At 61.2% G+C, this 21,493-nt stretch carries 21 protein-coding genes; 11 read left to right on the top strand and 10 right to left on the bottom strand.

Annotated features, from left to right (window positions below):
• Positions 1–37 precede the first annotated feature (37 nt).
• On the top strand, positions 38–1,006 hold the full coding sequence (locus Q8M73_02590) for an NAD(P)-dependent alcohol dehydrogenase (protein MDP2287438.1): 969 nt from the start codon (positions 38–40) through the stop codon (positions 1,004–1,006).
• A gap of 96 nt (positions 1,007–1,102) precedes the next feature.
• Complete coding sequence (locus Q8M73_02585) at positions 1,103–1,561, top strand: DUF6326 family protein (GenBank protein MDP2287437.1); 459 nt, start codon at positions 1,103–1,105, stop codon at positions 1,559–1,561.
• Here the strand turns inward: Q8M73_02585 and Q8M73_02580 are convergent.
• Positions 1,548–2,390 (bottom strand): glycosyltransferase family 2 protein, encoded by an 843-nt coding sequence (locus Q8M73_02580; protein ID MDP2287436.1) that lies wholly within the window; start codon positions 2,388–2,390, stop codon positions 1,548–1,550. The genes Q8M73_02585 and Q8M73_02580 overlap by 14 nt on opposite strands.
• A gap of 2 nt (positions 2,391–2,392) precedes the next feature.
• Entirely contained in the window at positions 2,393–4,318 is a 1,926-nt protein-coding gene (locus tag Q8M73_02575) for an ABC transporter ATP-binding protein (GenBank protein MDP2287435.1), read from the bottom strand.
• Between the two features lie 50 nt (positions 4,319–4,368).
• On the opposite strand from Q8M73_02575, the gene Q8M73_02570 reads away from it, so the two are divergent.
• Genes Q8M73_02570 through Q8M73_02555 form a run of 4 tightly spaced genes read left to right on the top strand, consistent with a single transcriptional unit; the run spans position 4,369 to position 8,972 of the window.
• A complete protein-coding gene (locus tag Q8M73_02570; GenBank protein MDP2287434.1) occupies positions 4,369–5,250 on the top strand; it encodes a hypothetical protein in 882 nt (293 codons plus the stop codon).
• 7 nt (positions 5,251–5,257) lie between these two features.
• Complete coding sequence (locus Q8M73_02565; GenBank protein ID MDP2287433.1) at positions 5,258–6,028, top strand: TylF/MycF/NovP-related O-methyltransferase; 771 nt, start codon at positions 5,258–5,260, stop codon at positions 6,026–6,028.
• Positions 6,029–6,031: 3 nt separating this feature from the next.
• Positions 6,032–6,817, top strand: a complete 786-nt coding sequence (locus Q8M73_02560) for a glycosyltransferase (GenBank protein ID MDP2287432.1) — start codon at positions 6,032–6,034, stop codon at positions 6,815–6,817.
• Positions 6,807–8,972: a hypothetical protein gene (locus tag Q8M73_02555; GenBank protein MDP2287431.1), complete on the top strand. Its 2,166-nt coding sequence runs from the start codon at positions 6,807–6,809 to the stop codon at positions 8,970–8,972. Before Q8M73_02560 ends, Q8M73_02555 begins: the two co-directional genes overlap by 11 nt.
• On the opposite strand, the gene Q8M73_02550 is transcribed toward Q8M73_02555, so the two are convergent.
• Complete coding sequence (locus Q8M73_02550) at positions 8,961–9,743, bottom strand: glycosyltransferase (GenBank protein ID MDP2287430.1); 783 nt, start codon at positions 9,741–9,743, stop codon at positions 8,961–8,963. The genes Q8M73_02555 and Q8M73_02550 overlap by 12 nt on opposite strands.
• Before the next feature lie 46 nt (positions 9,744–9,789).
• Here Q8M73_02550 and Q8M73_02545 point away from each other — a divergent pair, with 46 nt between their 5' ends.
• The 4 genes from Q8M73_02545 to Q8M73_02530 are packed head-to-tail and all read left to right on the top strand — an operon-like array spanning position 9,790 to position 13,969.
• The gene (locus Q8M73_02545; protein MDP2287429.1) at positions 9,790–11,100 is read left to right on the top strand and encodes a DUF4910 domain-containing protein; all 1,311 of its coding nucleotides are present in this window, start codon (positions 9,790–9,792) and stop codon (positions 11,098–11,100) included.
• Positions 11,100–11,984: a methyltransferase domain-containing protein gene (locus Q8M73_02540; GenBank protein MDP2287428.1), complete on the top strand. Its 885-nt coding sequence runs from the start codon at positions 11,100–11,102 to the stop codon at positions 11,982–11,984. Before Q8M73_02545 ends, Q8M73_02540 begins: the two co-directional genes overlap by 1 nt.
• Positions 11,981–12,913: a DUF6492 family protein gene (locus Q8M73_02535; GenBank protein MDP2287427.1), complete on the top strand. Its 933-nt coding sequence runs from the start codon at positions 11,981–11,983 to the stop codon at positions 12,911–12,913. The genes Q8M73_02540 and Q8M73_02535 overlap by 4 nt, the downstream gene beginning before the upstream one ends.
• A gap of 33 nt (positions 12,914–12,946) precedes the next feature.
• Positions 12,947–13,969 (top strand): phytanoyl-CoA dioxygenase family protein, encoded by a 1,023-nt coding sequence (locus Q8M73_02530; protein MDP2287426.1) that lies wholly within the window; start codon positions 12,947–12,949, stop codon positions 13,967–13,969.
• On the opposite strand, the gene Q8M73_02525 is transcribed toward Q8M73_02530, so the two are convergent.
• Positions 13,966–15,489 carry a hypothetical protein gene (locus Q8M73_02525; GenBank protein ID MDP2287425.1) on the bottom strand — a complete coding sequence of 508 codons (1,524 nt, stop codon included), beginning with the start codon at positions 15,487–15,489 and terminating at the stop codon, positions 13,966–13,968. The two genes, Q8M73_02530 and Q8M73_02525, sit on opposite strands and share 4 nt — an antisense overlap.
• 7 nt (positions 15,490–15,496) lie before the next feature.
• Positions 15,497–16,594 carry a glycosyltransferase family 1 protein gene (locus Q8M73_02520; protein MDP2287424.1) on the bottom strand — a complete coding sequence of 366 codons (1,098 nt, stop codon included), beginning with the start codon at positions 16,592–16,594 and terminating at the stop codon, positions 15,497–15,499.
• Between the two features lie 106 nt (positions 16,595–16,700).
• On the opposite strand from Q8M73_02520, the gene Q8M73_02515 reads away from it, so the two are divergent.
• Positions 16,701–17,663 carry a hypothetical protein gene (locus Q8M73_02515; protein ID MDP2287423.1) on the top strand — a complete coding sequence of 321 codons (963 nt, stop codon included), beginning with the start codon at positions 16,701–16,703 and terminating at the stop codon, positions 17,661–17,663.
• Here the strand turns inward: Q8M73_02515 and Q8M73_02510 are convergent.
• From Q8M73_02510 to Q8M73_02490, 5 genes are read right to left on the bottom strand one after another with little or no spacing between them, the layout of a single operon-like run.
• Positions 17,660–18,481: an alpha-1,2-fucosyltransferase gene (locus Q8M73_02510; protein MDP2287422.1), complete on the bottom strand. Its 822-nt coding sequence runs from the start codon at positions 18,479–18,481 to the stop codon at positions 17,660–17,662. The two genes, Q8M73_02515 and Q8M73_02510, sit on opposite strands and share 4 nt — an antisense overlap.
• 29 nt (positions 18,482–18,510) lie before the next feature.
• Positions 18,511–19,458 (bottom strand): SDR family oxidoreductase, encoded by a 948-nt coding sequence (locus Q8M73_02505; GenBank protein MDP2287421.1) that lies wholly within the window; start codon positions 19,456–19,458, stop codon positions 18,511–18,513.
• On the bottom strand, positions 19,455–20,378 hold the full coding sequence (locus Q8M73_02500) for a hypothetical protein (protein MDP2287420.1): 924 nt from the start codon (positions 20,376–20,378) through the stop codon (positions 19,455–19,457). The genes Q8M73_02505 and Q8M73_02500 overlap by 4 nt, the downstream gene beginning before the upstream one ends.
• Complete coding sequence (locus Q8M73_02495; GenBank protein ID MDP2287419.1) at positions 20,368–20,721, bottom strand: DUF2304 domain-containing protein; 354 nt, start codon at positions 20,719–20,721, stop codon at positions 20,368–20,370. The genes Q8M73_02500 and Q8M73_02495 overlap by 11 nt, the downstream gene beginning before the upstream one ends.
• Complete coding sequence (locus tag Q8M73_02490) at positions 20,718–21,443, bottom strand: glycosyltransferase family 2 protein (protein MDP2287418.1); 726 nt, start codon at positions 21,441–21,443, stop codon at positions 20,718–20,720. Before Q8M73_02490 ends, Q8M73_02495 begins: the two co-directional genes overlap by 4 nt.
• Positions 21,444–21,493 lie beyond the last annotated feature (50 nt).

Genomic DNA, 21,493 nt, shown 5'->3' with positions numbered 1-21,493 from the left:
GGGAATCGAACAGCGATCCAGTTCCGGGGCGGCCACGATGCGGGCCGTCGTCCAGCACCGCTATGGCCCGCCCTCAGTGCTCGAGTCGTCCGAGGTCGAGCTACCGCTACCGGGCCCAGGCGATGTGCTCGTCCAAGTGGGCGCGGCCTCGATACATCCAGGTGACTACTTCGTCATGACCGGTGAGCCATACGTGGTGCGCCTGGCGTTCGGGCTCCGCCGGCCGCGCCACGGCATCCCTGGCCGGGACCTCGCTGGCGTGGTGGCGGCCGTCGGGAAGGATGTCACCGCTCTTCGCCCCGGCGACAAGGTGTTCGGCTGGAGCACCGCTGGAACGCTCGCGGAGTATGCCTGCGTGCCGGCGGGCAACCTGATGTCCGTGCCTGCCAACCTGTCGATCGTGGACGCGGCAGCCGTGCCCACGTCGGGCATGACGGCGTTGCAGGCATTGCGAAAGATTGCCAACGTTCAACCGGGCCAGACCGTGCTGGTCACAGGCGCGTCGGGCGGCGTGGGCTCCTTCGCCGTGCAGATCGCCAAGGCGTCTGGCGCCGAGGTGACAGGCGTGTGCAGCACCGGCAACGTCGACTTGGTCCGGTCGCTGGGAGCCGACCACGTCGTTGACTACACAGTGACCGACTTCACCCGCACCGGGAAGCGCTACGACGTCATCCTGGACAACGTGGAAGCCCAGCCCCTGGCGGCTGTGCGCAGAGCGCTGACGCCGACCGGCACCCTCATCCCCAACAGCGGACGCGGCGGACGCTGGCTGGGCCCCCTCGGTCGCATTACCAAAGCCCGCGTGCTGTCCGGGTTCACCCGTCAGCAACTGAGGCCCTTCCTGTCGGTCGAGAAGCGCCAGGACCTGCTCACCCTGGCCGAGCTGCTCACGACCGGGCAGGTCAGGACCGTCATCGACCGCACCTACCCCCTGGAGGAAGCAGCCGACGCCCTCCGATACATCGCGGCCGGCCACACCCGAGGCAAAGTCGTCGTCACCGTCTGACGACGAGAACCAAGAGCACGACTCAAGCCGTGCGTATGCCCGCCCAGACCTGCCGCCACTTCGGCGGACGGACCGCTCCTGTCGAAAGAAGAACCGATGACCATCCGAACGAAAACCCCGGACCTGCTCGACAACCCGCCAATCCCCGTGCAGGCCAAACTCGCCGCCGCCTGGACCAGCTTCATGTTCCTCTACATCTACGTCGACTACTACCACCTGTACAAGCCCGGCATCATCGACAACATCCAGGCCGGCGTCGTCTTCGAGTTCGACATCAGCCCGATGCTGTTGACCGCTTTCCTCGCGCTGATAGCGATCCCGGCCCTGATGGTGATGCTCTCCATGACGCTGCCCGCCCGGGTGAACCGCGCCACCAACCTCGTCGTGGCATCGCTGTACATCCCAGTCACGGTGTTCAACGCTGCAGGGGAGTCCTGGGACTGGGCCTGGTTCTACGGCCTGTCCATCGGACTGGAGGTACTGCTCCTGGCTTTCGTCCTGCGCTCCGCCTGGACATGGCCTCGCACCCACACTGCCGAACTCATCCCCGCTTGAGCGCCTCCTTTGCCCAGGCGAAGTAGCGCATCCCAGTAAAGGAAGCCAGGAACGGCGCCGCGTAGAGCGCCTCGGCCGGACTCAATCGCGTCAGCGGCTCCACGAGATCAACCTTCAGCGGATGCGCGGCCGATTGCAGCCTGCGGGTCAGTGGCCAGCCACCTTGGACTCCTCGCGAATACACCTCGTGATCGGAGATGCCGTACATGCGACAGCGCACAGCGATCTCCTCCCAGGAAGTCTTACCGAGCTCCTGCACGCAAGCCGAGGAGATCGCGAAGCGGGCGCCGAACTGTGCAGCCCAACGCTCACACAACTCTGAGTCATCCGAGAATCGCGCTGTGCCGTCGTAGGGATTGGCGCGCAGGAGGTCGCCGAGAAACAGCGTGGGAGTGCCGATGATCAATGCTGGACCAGGGACGAAACGACCCTTGCGCCAAGCGTTGAGTCCGCGTGCTGAATAGCTCTCGCCAGCAATCTCAGTGCGAGCGCTGACTCCCTGAACGTCGAACTTCACGAGGTCTTCGATCATCAAGTGAAGCTGGTCGACCGCGATGACGTTGTCTGAACCCATATTGAGCACCAGGGCTCGAGTGGATATTGCGATGCCGACATTGCGCGCATTGCCAAGCCCGGTTCCGGGATCGCTCAACACCACATCTGCAAGCGACTCAGCGATCTCGCGGGTGCCGTCTGTGGAATCCGCATCAACGACGATGAGCTCGCCTACTCCAGCAGCACGAAGGGATTGCAGGCACTCAGTGATCGAGCTGATGGAGTTCATCGTGCACACGACCGCCGAGACATCGCCCGGAGCGAAGACCGACATGGCTACAGGCCCAGAAGTCGCGCTTGACGATCAAAGTCGGAGATGCTCGCGCGCACCTCATCGAAAGTGCCGCGGGCCACGATGCGTCCGCTTTCGAGATAGATCACCTGATCGGCGTGCCGCACTGTTGCCAGACGATGCGCCACCGTGATTGTGGTGACTTCACCCTCAAGCTCCTCCATCGTCTGCATGATCGACTGCTCAGTCTCAGCGTCCAGGGCACTGGTGGCTTCATCCAGCACCAGCAACTTCGGTCTCGTGTAGAGGGCGCGCGCAATGCCCAGCCTCTGACGTTGGCCTCCGCTGAGTCGAAAGCCGCGCTCACCGATCATGGTGTCCAGGCCTTCGCGATTGTGCACAAGAAAGGCGTCCAAATGGGCGCGTTTCAAGGCCTCCCAGACCAGCTCGTCATCAATGGCCTCAGAGGGCAGGCCCAGCGCCACGTTCTCGCGAACCGAGCCGGCGACAAGAGCAACGGCCTGCGGGACATATGAGATTGCCCCCGGCCAACGATCAATGGCCTGGCGCGGTGTCAGTCCGCTGATCGTGACTTTGCCGGAGTTGGGCTGCATGACTCCGAGTACGACGTCAGCAAGTGTCGACTTGCCTGCTCCTGTGGAGCCGACGAATGCCACCGAAGTGCCCGACGGCACCTCGCAGCTCACCTCGACAAGTGCCGGCTCCAGTGAGTCGTTGTAGGTCAAAGTGGCGGAGTCGACGACAACATGACCATCGAAGTCTGGATAGCCACCCCGCACATGCTCGTGAATTTCAACAGCGGAGATGCGCGCACCCGAACCCGCATTCACCTTGGGAGTTCGTTTCAGGAAGTCGACCATGAAGAACGTGGGCTGAGCCTGAACCGCCGCATTGCGAATCGTGATGCCGGCACCTTGCACTCGCAGCAGCGAGGGCACGATGCGTGAGCCCGCTGCCAGGAAAAGCGCGACGGTGGCAGCAGCAGCGCTCCAATCCTTGGTGACAAACTGCACGACGGCGAGAATCAGCACGCCGATGTACAGCGATGCTTCAAGCACGTACTTGGGAATCTCAAGAATGAACGAGGACGTGGAACTGGCCATCGCGTACCGACCAACGAGCGACTCATACCGATCGACATAGAACTCACGACGATTGAGCACTGTGGATTCGCGGTAGGTAGCCAATGCCTCGGACACAGCAGTCAAGGTGTCGATCGATGCATCGGTCATGATCTGCGCATTGCGCGATGTCCACTTGCCAAGGAGGCGATGCATCAGCAGTACCACGCCTCCGAACATGCCGACGCTGATGAGCGTGAGCACTGGGTCATAGAACAGCAAGGTGATACCAACGATGGAGAAGAGGAAGACCTCTGACGCAATCATGATTGCCGAGCCGAGCAGGGAGACGGTGGCGGCTCCCACCCCACTTCCGAGGCCGTACATCGCCTCCGGCGTCGTCCAACGCTGCACATCTGCCAATGGTCGGCTGAGAAAGTCACGGGCCAGGCGAGCGGAGACTTCAGCTTGTTGATGGGCAAGGAAGCGAATGATCCGACGGGACAGCAAGGCAGACAGCACCGTCTTCAGGACCAGGATGAACACCGCGCTCAGGGCAATGAACACCGAGACCTGAGAGACCGTCGGGTTCTCCACGCCAAACAAGCCAAGGAAATCAGCAAGCCAGTCCGGAATGTTCGCGACGGTGATGCCGGACACGGCTACTGCCGCAAGCAGTCCGATGAGTGCGATGCCAAGCAGATCCAGCAGTCCAAGTGAGATCTGGATCGCTGCGGCCACATAGAGCAGGCGGCGCTTGCCCGGTGGCAGCAGCCGCACGGCTCGCCTGACGGAGGGAACCACCCCTGGGCTTTTGAAGTCCACTACATTCAGGCCTTTGTGGGGGACATCCGGCGCCTGCGTCGACAAGGCATCCGGATCACTCACGACCGCTAACCTACCTTCACAAGCCTCAATCACCCGTTTGGAGTGGACGCATGACGGCCCTGTTCATCGGCGTGGTGAGCCATCCGGCGTCGAGCTTTGCCGTGAGCAAAGGGCCCAAGGGACTCGGACGCTCACTGGCGTCTCGCCTGACCTCACAGGGCGTTCAGACCAAAGTTGAAGTGAACACTCGCAATGCCTACGAGCCCTCGATGCTGAAGCTGGATGGCCCGGCTGTGGCGCGTTCGCTGCATGCCCAGCTGCGGGTGGAGCGTTACTGGCACGCCTTCCTGCGTGATGGTCCAGATCTTGGCCAACGCGTACGGGCAACCGGAGCACGCGCACAACGTCGAGTGCAGGAGTCGATCCGCTTCCTTCGCCCCTGGCACGGCCCGAACAAGGACTCTCCCGGAGCAAAGCGAATCCGTCGGCTGATCAACATCGAGCTGTCACATTTCGCCCTCATGCGGGCTTCAGTTGCCAGCGGATCTGAATGGACATTGATCATTGAGGATGATGCTTCAGCCGCGGATCTTGACGACTGCGTGAGCGGCCTCATCGGTCTCATGAAACAGGGCCCGCGTCAGCCTGCCTACGTCAATGTCTCCCAGTCCTTCAGTGCCTCGGATCTGAACATCGGCCATCTGCTGTCTCCGGTGGACGGTGTCGATTGGCAAGGCGACACCGCTCGGCAGTTGCTTGCATCCAGCAAGCCGGTCACCAACACGGTCTGCGCGATCTTGTACCGCACCTCCTTTGTCAAGGAGCTGCTCAAGTTCAACGATGCGATGCCACTGGATCCGGTGATCCCGATCGACTGGAAGCTCAATCTGGCACTCATGGTCATGTTCGAGCAGGGACTGCTCGATGCTGGCGATTGCTGGACTGTGGTGCCCGCCCCCATAGACCAGCTTTCGATGAGCCCTCAGCGATAATGACCAGGTGAAGCGGTACGAGCAGGTCGTCAATGGGCTCGCCCGCAAGGTAGGGCTACAGATCTCAAGAGTCGGCAGTGAGCACAACCGACTGCCAGTTGAGGCAACAGCTGCCGACACAGCGCTCATTGCTCAAGTCCGCCCCTACTCGATGACCAGCGCAGAACGGCTGTGGAGCCTGATCAACGCTGTGCGATACGTGACTGATCAGGAAATCGCCGGCGACTTCGTCGAATGCGGAGTCTGGCGCGGCGGCAGCGTGATGGCGATGGCCCTGGAACTCAACAACCTCCGCGTGAGCGATCGAAAGTTCTGGCTCTATGACACCTTCGCCGGCATGACGCCACCCACAGCGGCTGACGTCGAAGCAGGCACAGGTGTGTCGGCTGCCGACATGCTGGCCACAACGCCGATCGATGACGGCAACAATGTGTGGTGCGTTGCTAATCGCGTGGACGTCGAAGCCAATCTGCGCACCACTGGCTACCCGATGCAGCAGTTCACACTGTGCGAAGGCGATGTACGCGACACTCTGCAGGATCAGATTCCTGATCAGATTGCTCTCTTGCGGCTGGACACCGATTGGTATGAATCCACCAAGCTCGGACTCGAAGTGCTCTATCCCAAACTCGCCGTCGGTGGTGTCTGCATTCTTGACGACTACGGCCATTGGCAAGGTGCACGGACAGCGGTTGACGAATACTTCACCGCACTCGGGCATCGGCCGTTCATGCACCCAATCGACTACTCAGGTCGTGTCTTCATCAAGAGCAGCTGACACGTGACTGACCAACCATGGCTCAGCATCGTCACTGTCGTGAAGGATGCTCCAGCCGAGTTGGCTCGCAGTCTTCATTCCCTGTCGAATCAGGATCTCAGCAATGTCGAGTACATCGTCATTGACAGTTCCGAGGACGCCGACCAGGTGCCCACGCTGCTGGCTCAGACCGAACCAAGAGTTGACTTTCAGTGGACTCCACCCGCTGGCATCTACTCAGCCATGAATCTGGGGCTGGAGAAAGCTCATGGTCGATACATCTACTTTCTCAACGCCGGCGATGAATTGCTTCCCGAAGTCCTCGGCAGAGTTCGGGCCATCGCCGAGTCAACTGATGCCAGCTGGCTGATCGGAACTGTCGAAGTCATCGCGGCAAACGGCTCTTCGGTCACCACACCCGTATGGGATTTCCAGGCCGAACAGCGAGCACTGTTTGCCCGCGGCCATTTCGCCCCGCATCAGGGAACCTTCGCTTCAGTCCACGACTTGCGCTCCGCTGGTGGGTTCGATCCCAGCTTTCACATTGCTGCTGACTACGCCGCATTTCTGCAACTGAGCAAACTGAGCACTCCTGTGATGGTGCACTTCCCCATTGCCCGATTCCATGAAGGAGGCCTTTCAACACAGCGCTGGCAGGCATCCTTTCGAGAATTCCACCGGGCCCGACGCACGATCTTGCGGCCTCGCGGATCGGCAGCTGCACGCGAACTCCTTTCAAGCGGCAGACACTTTCTTGCGGTAGGCATCTACCGAGGCATCTGGTCAAAGGTGGTGCGCCATGGTCAGTGAGTTCTTCTTCGCACTTGCCGTCGTACTGCTGCAGACCCTTACAGGTGCCTACTTCTGGCAGCTGGTGCGTCGCGGACGCGCACACATTGTTGAAGTCCTGGGCATTGGTCTGGCACTTGGCACCGCCGCCGCCGCACTGAGCGGGGTACTGCTGTGGCAATGGCTTCCGCTGTGGGGCTGGGCGCTGCCCAGCGTCATTGCATTCGTGCTTGCCTTCATCCTGCAATGGCGATTCGACAGCATTCTGGGCAGATCGGGCTCCTCTTCTTCGACTCCGACAGGCCGGCGATGGTTCGCCATCGATCGACCATCATTAGTCGCGCTGCTCATCGCCCTGGCTCTGGGGGCGATCGCACTTGCCTCGAGCATTGGGTCCTATCCACTCACCTGGTCCGGAACGCTTTCGAGCTATCACCCGGACATGCTCTTCTTCGAAGCACTGTCCACTTCGCTCGCACATTTCGGCCCGTCAGACAGCATCTTCTCGAACAACATCTTCGCGGGCGGAAACGAGCTTCGCTATCACTGGCTGACCTACGCCTGGTCGGGGCAGATCTCTCAAGTTGTCGATGCGCAGCCATTCCTGGTGCTCACACGAGTACTCCCGGTGACGGCGCTTGTCGGCTCGGTGTTGATTGCCGTGGCCTGGACTCGTCGACTCACCGCAATGCGCTGGGCTCCCACTATCGCCGCTGTCCTGATCGTTACTGGCGGATATGTCGGGGCGACCTACGGAACCATCCTCAATTTCGATTCCCCCTCACAGCAACTTGCGACGGTCTGGGTGCTGGCCCTATGCCTGGCCCTGTGGCAGGTGGTCGCACACAGTCAGGCAACGCGCCTGCTCCCCCTGCTTGCGGTGATTGTGCTGCTCTCAGCAGCGGCCACTTTGGGCAAGGTGAGCACTGGGATCGTGGCGCTGGCTGCTTGGGGATTCGTCAGTGTTGTGGCATTGCTCCGCCGGGAGCTATGGGCCGCTCGAGCCTGGGCGGCGCTGACCTGTGCCGGCATTGGCGCTGCCACGGTGTACTTCGCCTACCTCTCCGGTTCAGCCGAGGGTGGCGGACTTGGGCTCGGGAGTCTGCTGAACAAGGCTTCCTCCGTACAGGGTCTCAATCCCACTGACGCCCGATGGGGGATCCTGCTGGGCACCGGCTTCCTGCTGCTGGCGATGGCAGCACGCTGGATCGGGCTTGTCTGGCTGGTCGGCAGTCGATCAACTCGTTGGCAGCCGGTCACCATCTTCGGGCTGGGTCTGGTCGTTGCCAGCGTGGCATCGGTGCTTTTGATCAGCGGTGGACTCAACGACACCTGGTTTGCGCTGGCGGCTTCGGCACCACTGTCGATCATCTCGGCAGTCGGTATCGCTCATGCTCTGCAAGCCATTGCCCCGCGCATGCGCTGGGCGCCGACCGGGCCAGTTGTCGCAGCCGTCGTGGTGGGAATCTTCGCGTCAGTGCTGATCGCCGTGATCTGGACCTTTGGTCCCGGGCATTCGCCATTCCTGCGTTGGGCAGGCCCGATGCTTGCCTACGTGCTGGCATTCGTTGGCGCCCTGGCAATCGCCGCAATCTGGCGTTCGCAGGCCGGCAGTCACTTCCTTCGCTTTGCCCTGGCCCTCACCTTGGTCGCGCTCACCGTGATGGCTGCTGGCGCAAGGGTTCTAGGCGTTTCCTCGTCATCATTTGGACTCCAGGCCGAAGGTGGTATCAAGACCTCTGAGTTTGTACCGATCACGCCCTTCATCATCGCCAAGGATCTGGTTCCGGTGAACTCATGGACCGACAACGAGCGCGAGGCGGGGCGGTACCTCGCCGAGCATGCGCACGATGACGACATCATCGCAAGCAACAGCACGTACAGCCCCTTGGTCGCGGCCTTGGGCCGCCAGCGGACGTTGATCTCCGGCATTCAGTACCAAGCTCCGTATGGTCGTCCGTCAGCACTGCAGAGCATCATGGACCGAGAGACGATCTCACTCGAGTTCGCCAATAACCCCGGCGTGCAGACCGCCGCAAATCTCTGCAATTCCGGAGTCACCTGGGTATGGATTGATCCGCGCAGAACCACCACGCGCGATTGGTCACCCTTTGCCTCGATCCAATACAGGTCCCCTGACGCGATCCTGGTGAAATTCGATCTGTCAGCCTGCTGACATCCGCGCTGCTCTTCGCTGCACCTCGCGTGCAGCCATGCGCGTGGCCAGCCGAACCGGGGGCTCCCATATCCACGCGAGGCGACGCACCCCAGGTGACAGTGCAGCGCGCTTGGCGCGCTCTGACTCCCGAATATTGGTGGCTCGATCGTCAACAGTGAGCGACTCCGGATGCCAGCGAAATGCCGACACGACAGACGGCACCTGTGCGAATGGGCCGATCTTCTTCAACTTCAGCAGCAGATCAAGGTCAAAGGCCAGCGAAAAGCTCTCATCAAGGCCACCGACCTGCTTCCAGCTTGAGCTGCGCACGAGCATGCCGGGCTGCGGAATGAGATCAGGTCCCCACGACAGCACCCGTGGCGCCCACTTGCCGGCCTTGCTGATCCACAGTTCGCGACCATGCGGATCGATGTAACGGCAGGAGCCAAAGGCAACCACGGCCTGCGGGTTGTGATCCAGGGCGCTCACCGTTGCCTGCAGTGAACCAGGCTCCAGCAGGTCATCGTCGTTGAGCCAGTTGAAGTACTCATGATGGGCTTTGAGCTCGCCCGCACCGAGGTTGATTGCCCCCGGCAGGGATCCGGGGTCAGCCAACACCTCAATTCCGTACGCCCGAGATGCTTCCTGCACGGTGACTGAATCCAACGGAGCAACCATCACCACATCACTTGCAACGGCTTGGGAACGAATCGAATCAAGAGTCTGAGTCAGGAACTCCGGGCGCTGACCAAGGGTGGCGACAACGATCAGCACTCGTGGCTCGCTCATGATCCCGGTAGTCTAGGCAGCCCCATCTTGTCGTCTTGGAGCTTGTGTGCAGCCGGAATCGGATCTCGCCGAAGGTCGGTTCGCGCACGCCCTCGCCGAGCGACTCTGGGACTTTCCGCGCAGCCTCACCGGCGATGGAGTACGCGCCACATTCGAAGTCCTGCAGGAAGTGCTCCCCAACCTGACGGTGCACGAGGTTCCCAGCGGCAGCGAGGCATTCGACTGGGTGGTGCCCGATGAGTGGAATATTCGCGAGGCCTACCTCATTGATCCCCAGGGTCATCGGGTGATCGATTTCGCCTTCAGCAATCTGCATGTCGTCGGCTACTCAGACCCCGTCGATGCCGTGCTGACTCTGGAGGAACTCCAGCCGCATCTGCACTCAGATCCTGAGCATCCCGATGTCATTCCCTATGTCACCAACTACTACAGCCCAGGCTGGGGCCTGTGTCTGCCACATGCACTGCGCACGACTCTGGAGCCAGGTGACTACCGAGTTGTCATCGACAGCACCCTTGCCCCGGGTTCGCTGACCTACGGCGAGCTGCTCATCCCTGGTGAAACTGATGATGAGGTCTTCATCTCCACCTACATCTGTCATCCCTCACTGGCCAACAATGAACTCTCTGGCCCAGTGGTGAGCGTTGCCCTTGCGCGTTGGCTGATGGAGCGTCCTGCACGCAGATTCAGCTACCGCTTCGTATTCGTGCCAGAGACCATCGGCGCCATCACCTACCTCTCGCGCAACCTTGCGCACCTCCAGGCCAGCGTGGTGGCCGGCTACAACCTCACCTGCATCGGCGACGAAGGCGACTACTCCTACCTGCAGTCCCGCCGCGGTGGGCTGCCGATCGACCGCATTGCACGTCGAGCGGTGCTGGCCACGCCGCAGCCCAAGATCTACTCATTCCTGGATCGCGGCAGTGACGAACGGCAATACGGAGCACCCGGAGTGGATCTGCCCCTGATCTCGCTGATGCGAACCAAGTACGGCTCATACCCGCAGTACCACTCCTCAGCCGATGACCTCTCCTTCGTGACTCCCGCTGGCCTGCAGGGCGGCTTCGATCTGGTGCGCACGTGCATTGAGGAGTTTGAGGACTCGATCTACTACCGATCTCTGGTACTGGGCGAACCCCAACTCGGTAAGCGCGGGCTGTATCACCAGATGCATGGCCGCACCGTTGAAGACATCGTCCTGCTGCGCACTCATGTCCTGGCATACGCCGACGGTCAGCATTCCGTGAAAGACATGGCTGAGCTTTTCGAGCGTCCGATCGGCGATGTCCAGGCTGTTGTCGCAGAATTGCTCACGCACGGCTTGCTCGAAGAGGTTCCACCAATGAAGGGGCACTGATGTCAGTCGCATCGCACTACGACGGCAGTGCTTCGTCGTACGGTGAGCAGTACGACGAGTCAAAGATCTGGACGAACGATGAGTACCCCGCCAACTACTTCCGACTGCAGTTGGTACGCGAGCTTCTGAAGGCATCACGTGCTACGTCGCTGTATGAGCTCGGCGTCGGTGACGCGACTCCTCTGGTCACCATCGCTGGTGACGGCATTCGTGTTGCGGGCAATGATATCTCTCCCGAGATGGTCCGATTCGCGCGCGACAACATGACGGCACACGGACTGGATCCGCTGGCAATCGATCTCCTTGATGTGCAGGACTCATCGTCGCTTGCCCAGACGCAGGCTCGGGTTGGCACCTTTGATGCTGTCATGGCGCTCGGCGTCATCCCACATGTGCAAGACGATGCGCAGTTCGTCGGATCGATGGATTCCTTCCTGCGACCAGGCGGACAATTGATTCTCCAATTCCGCAACTCCATGTTCTCGATGTTCACCTTCAACCGACTCTCAAAGGAATTCATCATCGAAGAGCTCCTTGCACCAGTATCGAAGGAGATCAAGAAGGTCGTAGCCGATGACCTGGATCAGCGTTTGGCCGTGAACAAGCCACCTGTGCGCACGAGACCAACTGGCGATGGCTACGACGAGATTCTTGCTCGTTTCCACAATCCATTCGAACTAGCTGAAGTTGTCCGCGCACACGGATATTCAGATGTCCGCTTCCACTGGTACAACTACCACCCGGCGTATCCGATGCTGGCGGAGCAGATCGATCCGCACGCCTATCGCGAAGCTCAGATTGCCTTGGAGCATGAAGGCACGTGGCGCGGCATGTTCCTTTGTTCAGCGGGAGTCATCGAAGCCGTGAAGCACGACTCACCATGAGTCAATCGTTTGCGATGCTGCTGAAGTCATATGCAGATGACTTCAACTACGCCGAACGGATGATCGCCTCATTCCACCGCTTCAATCGCGACAGCGTGACCTTGTACGCAGTGGTCCCCAATGTCGACCTTGCGCTCTTTGCTCCGCTGAAATCAGACACGGTCATCCTGATAGCCGAAGAGGAGTTCAGCAGCCATCTCGTTTCATCTGCCGTGCATGGGATGCGTGCTGGCTACGTCAATCAGGAGATCGTCAAGCTTGCATTCTGGGAGATGGGCCTGGCTGAGAACTACCTCTGCGTGGATTCCGATGCCGAGTTCATACGCGATTTCTGGATTCGGGACTTCATGCATGACGACCAGACGCCCTATTCAGTCCTGGTCGAAGACAAGGAACTTGAAGTAGAGCCCGCCTACTTCAACCAGTACTGGCAGTCCAGGGAGGCCGAGATCCGCCATATTGCCGATCTCATCGGCTGGACCTCACCAGTGATCCGCACCTGTCACGGTCACACCGTCTTCTCGGCCAAGGTCCTGCGCTCATTCGTCAATGACTTTCTGACCCCACGCGAATGGGACTACAAGGATGCACTCGCTGAATCGCCATACGAATTCAGTTGGTACAACATCTGGATGCAGTTCGCCAGGCCCATCGATATCCATCAACGCGAGCCGTGGTTCAAGGTCTTCCACCACGAGGGCCATCACCTTGAATACCTGATGCGCGGTATCACCACCCAGGACATCGCTCGTGGCTATCTGGGCATCGTCATCAACTCCAACTACTCACGCGACCTCGGCGTCATGAGCGCCGACGCCAGCAAGCCTGAATCGCTTGCTCGCTATCTGTCCTATGGTGAGTTGGTTGGCGTACTCACAGCGAAACTGCGCGACACAGCAAAGCGCAGACTTCGCCGATCCGCAGACTAAAGTTCAAGCGGTCCTGCCAATCTTGAGGAGAACATGAGCGAGCTCGTCGAGTCAACCCTGCGGCTGCCGCGGCTGGCGCGCACGGTCATCGCCGCTCGCAGCTTCACCCGCGCCGCGCAGGCGCCGCCGGCAACTGCGGGACAGCAGCAGTTCAACATGCGCTCGTCAATGGACATCCATCCGCGCATCGGCAAGTTGATCTCGCGCAGCGTCGTGCGCGGCACGCCGGCTGATGCCTGGCAGATCGCCAATCCGCACTCAAGTCGATTCCTTGACGCAGCCGAGGTCGAATCCGCTGTCCAAGGCATCCGCCGTGATGGCTTCTATGTGTTCGGCCGCATCGTGCCCACCGAGATCACCACCGCCATCCGTGAGTACGCCGAGCAGGCGCCGGCAATCGCACGCGGCGCCGACCAGCCAGCTGGCATCTACCCCCGAAAGCAGCCACTCGTGGGCAGGTACGACATCGAGGAGACCGTGGCACTGCAGTGTGCCGAGGTGCAGGAGTTTGTGACGGACCCGGTTGCAGCCCTCATCTCCCAGCGCTACCTCAACCAGCCGGTGCTCATGGACGAAGTCGCCTTCTGGTGGACGACGACACAGGGCACCGCGGACACCAACATCAACGCGCAGATGTTCCACCAGGACCGTGATCGCCTGTCCTTCCTGAAGTTCTTCATCTACCTCACCGATGTCAGGCCCGATACCGGTCCGCACGTCTATCTTCGTGGCTCGCATCGCCATATCCCCCGCTCTCTTCGGGCCGATGGCCGCATCAGTGATGAGTCGGTGCGGACGGCGGGCTTGTGGGATGCCGTCACCGAACTCACCGGGCCAGCCGGCACCGTGATGGCGGTGGACACCATCGGACTGCACAAGGGCAAGACGCCCACAGGCGGGGATCGCCTGGCGCTGGAGAGCGAGTTCTGCACAACGCTGTTCGGCAACGACTACGAGCGACCGGATTTCCCGGCATCGGAGTTGACCCAGCACCGCTTCCAGGCCATGCCATGGGTACTGCAGCGCTACGCGCAGTCAGCAGCGGTCGAGCGCTAGCGCGAAAGGCGCCATTTCTGGAATCGCTTGTAGGCGTGTCCCGCGTGCTGCACGAGGATCGGTGCGTCGTCGAGGCGTTGCTCGCCCAGGCTGAAGCCGGTCACCGGGTCACGCGTGACGAACTCGTGCATCAGCCCACGGCGGCGCATCATCAGCCCATAGGAGATCGCGGCTGGCTTGGAGCCGACTGGGGTATCCAACAGGGCAGATGCCAGGTCTTGGGGAGTTGCCACGAAGCGGGCGCAGCCGAGCTGGTCATAGGCCGATGGACCCATGACGATGACAGGCAGGCCCGCGTAGGCCGCCTCGACGCCTGTAGTCGAGCCATAGGTCACGACCAAGTCCGCCTGTCGCATGAGCGCATAGGAATCCACTGTCGAGTACGGATCAAGGTGGATGTCAGGTGCTGCTCGCTGGACTGCGGCCATCCACTCCAGAAGGTCCTGCTGCGGCTTCATCCGCATGTGTGGATGCGAGCGCACGACCAGCATCGTGCCCGGGAGTCGACGGCACTCTTCGGCGAGCAGCTGCAAAGTCTCCTCCTGGGTGCCGATGAAGGTGCTCCAGTCGAGTTCCAGCTCGGCGATCTCGTCGCCAGAAGAGCTGAAGTAGACGATCACCCGCTCGGCACCCGGCAGATCGATGGTTTCGCCCAGTGTTTGCGCCTCCACGAAGAGCGCATTGTTCGGGGCGACATGCTGGCGTCGCTCCTCAAACCAACTGCTGCCGATCTCATCTCGCTGCGGCGAAGGCCACTGCTCATACATCGCCAGCATCCGTCGCTGAAGGTCGCTCCAGTCATGGGTGACGGCATCGGTCACGTCGAAATCGGTATCAATACCGCCAGCGTCGTAATAGAGCACCGGAATTCCGGCGAACTCCGCAGCAGCTGATGCGGCCCGATCGTGCAGGAATCGACCGTTGTACACCACGACTGCCGTGATCTGCCCGCGATGAATCGCCTCCAGAGTCTGGTCGAAGACGAAGGCGTACGAGCGAGCAGCGGCCTGCAGCCAACGCTTGCTCCAATAGAAGGAGTCGGTGATCGGCGTCTCAGTGTCGGGGTTGACCTGCAGGATCGCCCGCCCCATGGGCGAACCGTGATACGTCAGAGCGCGGATCTGCGTGCGATTCATTGGTGCGGTGATCAAGATGGGCGCCGTCGGCCGCCAATTGGGCAGTGGAGGCGCGATGAAACTCTCGTCGCCAAGCCCTGCCGCCTTCAAGGCGGCAATCGCGTACTGATCACGGCTGGCCTTGCCCAGCAACCTGGCCAGCCGGCCACTGGAGGACCAGCCTGGATCGCGCAGGGGCGTATGGGCAGTCCAGAAGGCCATAGTCAGCACTGAGCCCTGCTTGCGCAGCGCGACGGCAATCTCCGCCAGAGCGCCAAGGGCGAAGTCCCACTGGGTGAAGCTGACGAATAACACCCGGCTGCGCTGCTCTGGTGCCAGCGCCTGTGCCAGAAGCTCCTCCACCGAGTCATGTTCGGCGCGGACAGGCTGGTGGGGCTGGGTCACAGTGCGTTCAGGCTACTGCAGCAGAGGAGACTGCCCGGTAGACCTCAGCGGTCTGCTGCGCGGTTCGCTCCCAGGTGAAGAAGGCCGCTCGCTTCAGGCCGCGGGCCACCAACTCGCTTCTGGCCTGGTCGTCGGACAACAGGTCCGCCAGGATGCCGGTGAGCGCCTCGGCGTTGCCGGGCTCGAAGTAGATGGCGGCATCCGAACCGACCTCCGGCAGGGAGGTAGCCCGCGCCAGCACGACTGGAACACCGCAGGCCATCGCCTCCAGCGCCGGCAGCCCGAAGCCCTCGAAGTGAGAAGGGAAGATGAACACGAGGGCGTTGGCATAGGCCGAGACGATGCCGTCATCGGAGAGCTGCATCTGCAGCACCCTTCCGGCGATCCCCAGCTGTTGCAGTTGCTGCAGTTCACTTCGCGTGAAGGCTCCACCGCCGATACACACCAGGCGCACATCAGACTGCCCGCGGAGTGCGGCAAAGGCCCGAAAGAGCACACCGGCGTCCTTGTACTGACCCCGGTTGCCGACGAAGAGCAGGTAGCGCTCAGGCAGTGCGGCCAGCCGCGGAAGATCAGGGGTGAAGCTGGCATCAACCCCGTGATGCACCACGGTGATCGGGGCCTGGATAGGTCCATAGACCTTCAACAGGTCGCTCTTGGTCGCCTCTGAGACGCAGATGATGTGATCGGCCTTGGCGACGTAGCGCCGCTTGAGCGTGACGAAGTCCAGCCGGCGACGAGTGTCTGGCCGAAGTTCGGGAATCATGTCGTGAATGGTGACCACCCGCTTCGCACCGCCGGTGGGGGCCAGTCCATGCGGAAGATAGAAGGTGTTGTGCAGGACATCGCACGAGGTCTTGGTGGAGATGCGCGACAGATACCTCACCAGCGCAGTCCACTCGTTGCGGGCACGTGAGGCGTCCAATGCCTTGGCCAGACCAGGATCATCGAGGATGTATCGATTGATGATGGGTGCGTGGATTGGGAGCAGTTCGACATCTGGAACCTCGCCCTTGGCGAACTGACCGGCCAGTTCGGCGAACAGGCGACTGATGCCCCCATATGACTGGATGGCGAATATCTGCTCATCCATCGCCACGCGCACCCGGTCATCGTAGTGTCGCGCACAAGCGCAGCCGGGGTTCTCCGATACCCCATCAGTGCCATCACCCGGCAGCACTGACAGGGCCCTGCTGCAGCACAATGGCTCAGTGCCCATTGATGGACTGCAGCGCATCATCGTCGTCCCTCGAAACGGCTACGCCAACCGTTTGCAGGCGTGGGCAAGCGCCTCGGCAATGGGGCGGCAGCTTGAAGTGCCGGTGGAAATGCTGTGGGCACCACAGCCCGTCGCGCCGGCCTCGGCGCAATTGCTGTTCGACGCTGACGTAGTGCAGAAGATCTCAGTGACCGTCGAGGAAGTCACCCAGACCCTCATCAAGGACGAATTGGACGCGCCGTCGTATCTCAATCGAGTTCTCGAGTCCGACACGCTCATCTTGTCCGGTGACGACCGAGGCGAGCAGGTCTTCATGGAGCAGCTGGTACAGGAACTGGCGACCCCGCCACTGCCGCGAGTGCTGGTCATCATCGCTGGCGGGCATTTCCATCTGCCCGGCACCGCAGATCCGCAAGGTCAGCGGCGGGCCTTCTACCGCGAACTGGCCTGGAGTGGGCCGGTGCTTGAAGCCGTGAACACCGCCTTGGCCAAGCACCCCGAGCCGTACATCGGCCTGCATCTGCGTGGCACGGACCGTTCGGTGACGGCACCCCGTAGCGCAGCAGTGCGCAAGGCAATGCACACACTCTCTGATCGCACTGGCATTTCCAGTGTGTTCATCGCAGCGGACACCGCCGACGCGCGTAACGCCTGGAAAGATGCCGAGTCCTCGCGAGCCACCCGTCCTTGGTGGGTGGAACACAGCAACTTCGATCGTTCGCTGGATCAGGCCGCTGTGAGCGCAGTTGTGGACTGGATCCTGCTGGGCCAAGCGAGCGGACTGGTCTACCCCAGCGCCTCCTCCTTCGGACATGAAGCAGCCGTCGCGATGGGCAATCGAGGTCCGGCCATCGGCCTAGTCGCACCAAAGCTCACACAGCACGGTCGCGAACTTCGTACCCTGGCCACGCACGGCTGGCGGCGAGTGCGCCGATCAGGCGGACCGCTGGCCTAGAAGGTCGGCCGGTAGTCCAGAAACGGTGATTCAATCCCAGGCGGAAACCACGCCTGCGATGCATGGCCAGCCCAGTACTGCGGAGCGATGAAGTGGCCTCCCGCACGTCGGTGTGCGAAGTACGCCCCCCAGTACGCGAAGGTGCTCGCGGACAGGACGCCCGCACGACATTGGGTGAGGAGCGCGAACTCGACTCGTTCATCCGTGCGGATGACCGTGGAGTCAGGCAGTACTGCAGCGATCTCGTCGACATACTCCGGCTCGTCACCGACGACGAATGCATGGAGCCGACCAGCGCGGCGGAGCTCATCCAGCTGGGTCCGATACCACTGGGGCGACAGGATCGCCGGGGCGTCCGGAGAAGGCCATGTGCGGTAGTCACCAGCGCGGACGTGGATGAATGCGCAGTCGGTGCGACCGCTGATCGCCGACCTCGCCTGATCAAGCAACTCCGGCTTCAGGCTCATCTGCGCCAGTGCCGGGCTGTTCAGGGCCGTAGGCGACTGGAACCACGCCGGGGTACAGACTCGCATGCGAGCGTTCGGTGCAAGCGCCTTGCCATCGGTGGTTTCCTCGACGAGGTCAAACCCAGGGATCAACGAACTGACCCGGCGAAGGCGGGCGTAGTCAATGGAACGAAGGTGCCGCAAGACGCTGCCATCGATAGCGGTGAATCGGGCGTCCAGACCATCGAAGGTCGCACGAAGCTGGTCGAAACCCATCAAACGGACCTTCTCGTGCGGGCGGGCGACAGAACGCAGAGCCAGGTACTGAAAGATCTGATTACCGAGCCTGCCCTGCTCAACCATCACGATCATCCGCGCCGCCATCCGTCAGAGTGCAAGCACTAGCCCAGAGTCAGTCGGAAGTAGTCGATGGTGCGGGCCAGTCCGTCCGAAAGCGCAATGGTCGGGCTCCAGCCAAGCACCTCACCAGCACGCGTGATGTCGGGCTGGCGTCGCACAGGATCGTCCTGCGGCAGCGGCAGATAGGCCAACTCCGATGCGGATCCGGTCTGCTCGATGACAAGTTCGGCAAGTTGCGCGATGGTGAACTCACCGGGGTTGCCGAGGTTGATCGGGCCAACGACGTCGTCAGCCGACTGCATCATTGCGACGAGCCCGTCGACAAGATCATCGATGTAGCAGAAGGAACGAGTCTGCTGGCCTTCGCCGTAGATGGTGATGGGCTCACCACTGAGCGCGCTTACGACGAAGTTGGACACCACCCGACCATCATGCGGATGCATGCGTGGCCCGTAGGTGTTGAACAGTCGCACCACCTTGATGCGCAGATTGTGCTGGCGGTGATAGTCGAAGAAGAGGGTCTCAGCAGCTCGCTTGCCTTCGTCATAACAGGCGCGCGGGCCAATCGGGTTCACATTGCCCCAGTAGTCCTCGGTCTGTGGGTGCACGAGTGGGTCCCCATAGACCTCCGATGTCGAAGTCAGCAGGATCTTGGCACCGGTGCGCTTGGCCAAGCCCAGCATGTTGATCGAACCGTGCACTGCAGTCTTCGTGGTTTGCACCGGGTCACGCTGATAGTGGATCGGCGAGGCTGGGCACGCGAGATGGTAGATCTCGTCCACTTCGACATACAGCGGAAAAGTCACGTCATGGCGCATCACTTCGAAGCGCGGGTTGTCCAGCAGGTGCGCGATGTTGTCCTTGGTGGATGAGTAGTAGTTGTCGACGCAGAGCACTTCATAGCCATCGTCGAGCAGACGCTCACACAGGTGCGAGCCAATGAAACCCGCGCCTCCGGTCACCAGGGCACGCCCTCGGCTGATCGTCACGATCTCCTCCTCTTGCGCTGCTTGCGGTAACCATCGAGCTGATCCAACATCCCTCGCCAAGTCGCGTTGAAGTGGTGAATCCGCGTCCACTCATCTGCCTTGCGATCCACTACAACAGATACCGGCACTGTCGGCAACTGCATTGCACACACTGCGGTGAGTTCCTGACGGTCCTCAACTGTATGCGTTGCCGTCTCACCGAATCCGATGTTCTCAATCAGATTGACGTTGCTGGTCGCTGTCAATTGCTGCGAGACCATGCTGGATAACACCAATTGGCCGTCCCACGTATCGACTTGCTTACGGGCGAGCAGTTCGAAGATCCCTGTCCAATAGACAGTTGCCGGAACTGAATGTCCGACCCGAGACCACAACGTGCGAATAGGCAGGCGCGACCGCCACCCGGCGATATCGAGCTGATGCTGCTGCCAGGATCTGCGCCAGGTAGCCCAGCCCCAAATATGCGGGATCTGCGAAAAACGGTAGGCATGCTCTGGATGCTCCTGCGCGTCTGCCGGCACGAAATTGCAGCCGGAGATTGCGAACACGCGCTGATCAAGCTCATAGCGATCAAGCAGTTCTGTGCAGTAGGGAAAGAAACTCGGGTCCGGAATGATGTCGTCCTCAAGGATGATGCCGCGCTCGACATGCTCAAAGAACCAGCTGATGGCGGTTGAGACACCCAGGCCGCAGCCCAGATTCTCGTCCTGGAACTTTGTGGTGACTTCGCACGGCCAATCGATGCTCGCCACCAAGTCGCGACATTCCTGCACGCGTCCTGCTTCGCCTTCGCGAGTGGCTCGCGGGCCATCAATGGCCACAAATACCTTCTGAGGCTCCACCAGCCGAAGGCGATCCAGAAGGACGCGCAACAGATCCGGTCGGTTGAAGGCAATGATCAGAACTGCCTCAGTTGTCACGCTGCTCCCGGAGTTGCTCGATTTCTTCCTGCAGCAAAGCCACCTCTTCAGCCAGCCGGCGAATACGCATCTCATGGCGACTCAACTCGTAGCTCAACTGAACGCTGACGAGCACGAGCAGGACGACGGTGACGAAGAAGAGCAAGTTCACCGGTGTTGCGACGCCTACCAGATCTGCGAACCAATCAAGTGCACCAGGCACCACTGCAAAGAAGAGCGAAGCACCAGAGAAGAAGAGCCAGAGCACGGCGTACTTCTCGCGCAGCGCTCCACGACGCAGCAGGCTGAAGACGAAGATGAAGGTGACGATTGCCGTGATGCCGGCCAGCACATTGGCGGTCACGCAGCATCTGCCTTCGGAGTGCGTCGGGCTCGGGTAGTGGTGGCGATGATGGCAAGGGTGGCCCGGCCCAGGTACAGCGCCGACCAGATCGCGTTCTTGCTGGGACGGCCCGCTTGGCGGAAGTACATGGTCACTGGAGTCTCATGGATCACAAGACCATTGCGAATCGCGATGGACAAGGAGCCCACGGTGTCGCCGAGATAGTCAGCCGGGTACTCCACGGCAAACAGGTCAATCGCTCTTGGACCCGCACTGCGAAAGCCAGAGGTGGGATCAGAGATCGTGCCGCGATTCATCCGACTCAGGGAGCGTGACAGCAGCACCATCGCCCAGCGGCGCGGACCACCGACGAAGTACATCGAATTCGGATGGAAGCGGGTGCCCACAACAACATCAGCCTCGGATAGCCCATCGATGACGCGATCCAGATCGGCTGGATCGTGCTGGCCATCGGCATCCACCTGCACCATCGCGCCATAGCCCTCGCGCTTGGCATACAGAAAGGCCGTGCGCATCGCACCGCCCACGCCAACATTGAATGGCAGGGTGACAACGGTGGCCCCGGCAGCCTTGGCCAGTGCAGCAGTGTCATCCGTGGAGCCATCACTGACCACCAGAATGTCAGCGTCCGGACGGTGCTCGCGAACCTTGGTAATGACCCCCACGATCGACCCAGACTCATTCCAAGCCGGGATCGCAACCAAAGTACGCAGGGATGTCACGAGCCACAACGGTAGTCCACAGGATGCTCCGCCCGATGCGGGACGGGCGC

The sequence above is a fragment of the Actinomycetota bacterium genome, assembly GCA_030684515.1.
In the GTDB taxonomy this organism is placed as follows: Bacteria; Actinomycetota; Actinomycetes; order S36-B12; family S36-B12; genus UBA11398.
The sequence above is the reverse complement of the archived record's forward strand: the minus strand, read 5'-3'. Positions and strand labels throughout refer to the sequence as shown.

What these genes read in the sequence shown, in the direction of transcription:
- Q8M73_02550 (MDP2287430.1), bottom strand. Translation starts at nt 9,743, where the DNA reads ATGAGCGAGCCACGAGTGCTGATCGTTGTCGCCACCCTTGGTCAGCGC.
- Q8M73_02535 (MDP2287427.1), top strand. Translation starts at nt 11,981, where the DNA reads ATGAGTCAATCGTTTGCGATGCTGCTGAAGTCATATGCAGATGACTTC.
- Q8M73_02510 (MDP2287422.1), bottom strand. Translation starts at nt 18,481, where the DNA reads ATGATCGTGATGGTTGAGCAGGGCAGGCTCGGTAATCAGATCTTTCAG.
- Q8M73_02570 (MDP2287434.1), top strand. Translation starts at nt 4,369, where the DNA reads ATGACGGCCCTGTTCATCGGCGTGGTGAGCCATCCGGCGTCGAGCTTT.
- Q8M73_02580 (MDP2287436.1), bottom strand. Translation starts at nt 2,390, where the DNA reads ATGTCGGTCTTCGCTCCGGGCGATGTCTCGGCGGTCGTGTGCACGATG.
- Q8M73_02530 (MDP2287426.1), top strand. Translation starts at nt 12,947, where the DNA reads ATGAGCGAGCTCGTCGAGTCAACCCTGCGGCTGCCGCGGCTGGCGCGC.
- Q8M73_02585 (MDP2287437.1), top strand. Translation starts at nt 1,103, where the DNA reads ATGACCATCCGAACGAAAACCCCGGACCTGCTCGACAACCCGCCAATC.
- Q8M73_02555 (MDP2287431.1), top strand. Translation starts at nt 6,807, where the DNA reads ATGGTCAGTGAGTTCTTCTTCGCACTTGCCGTCGTACTGCTGCAGACC.
- Q8M73_02540 (MDP2287428.1), top strand. Translation starts at nt 11,100, where the DNA reads ATGTCAGTCGCATCGCACTACGACGGCAGTGCTTCGTCGTACGGTGAG.
- Q8M73_02590 (MDP2287438.1), top strand. Translation starts at nt 38, where the DNA reads ATGCGGGCCGTCGTCCAGCACCGCTATGGCCCGCCCTCAGTGCTCGAG.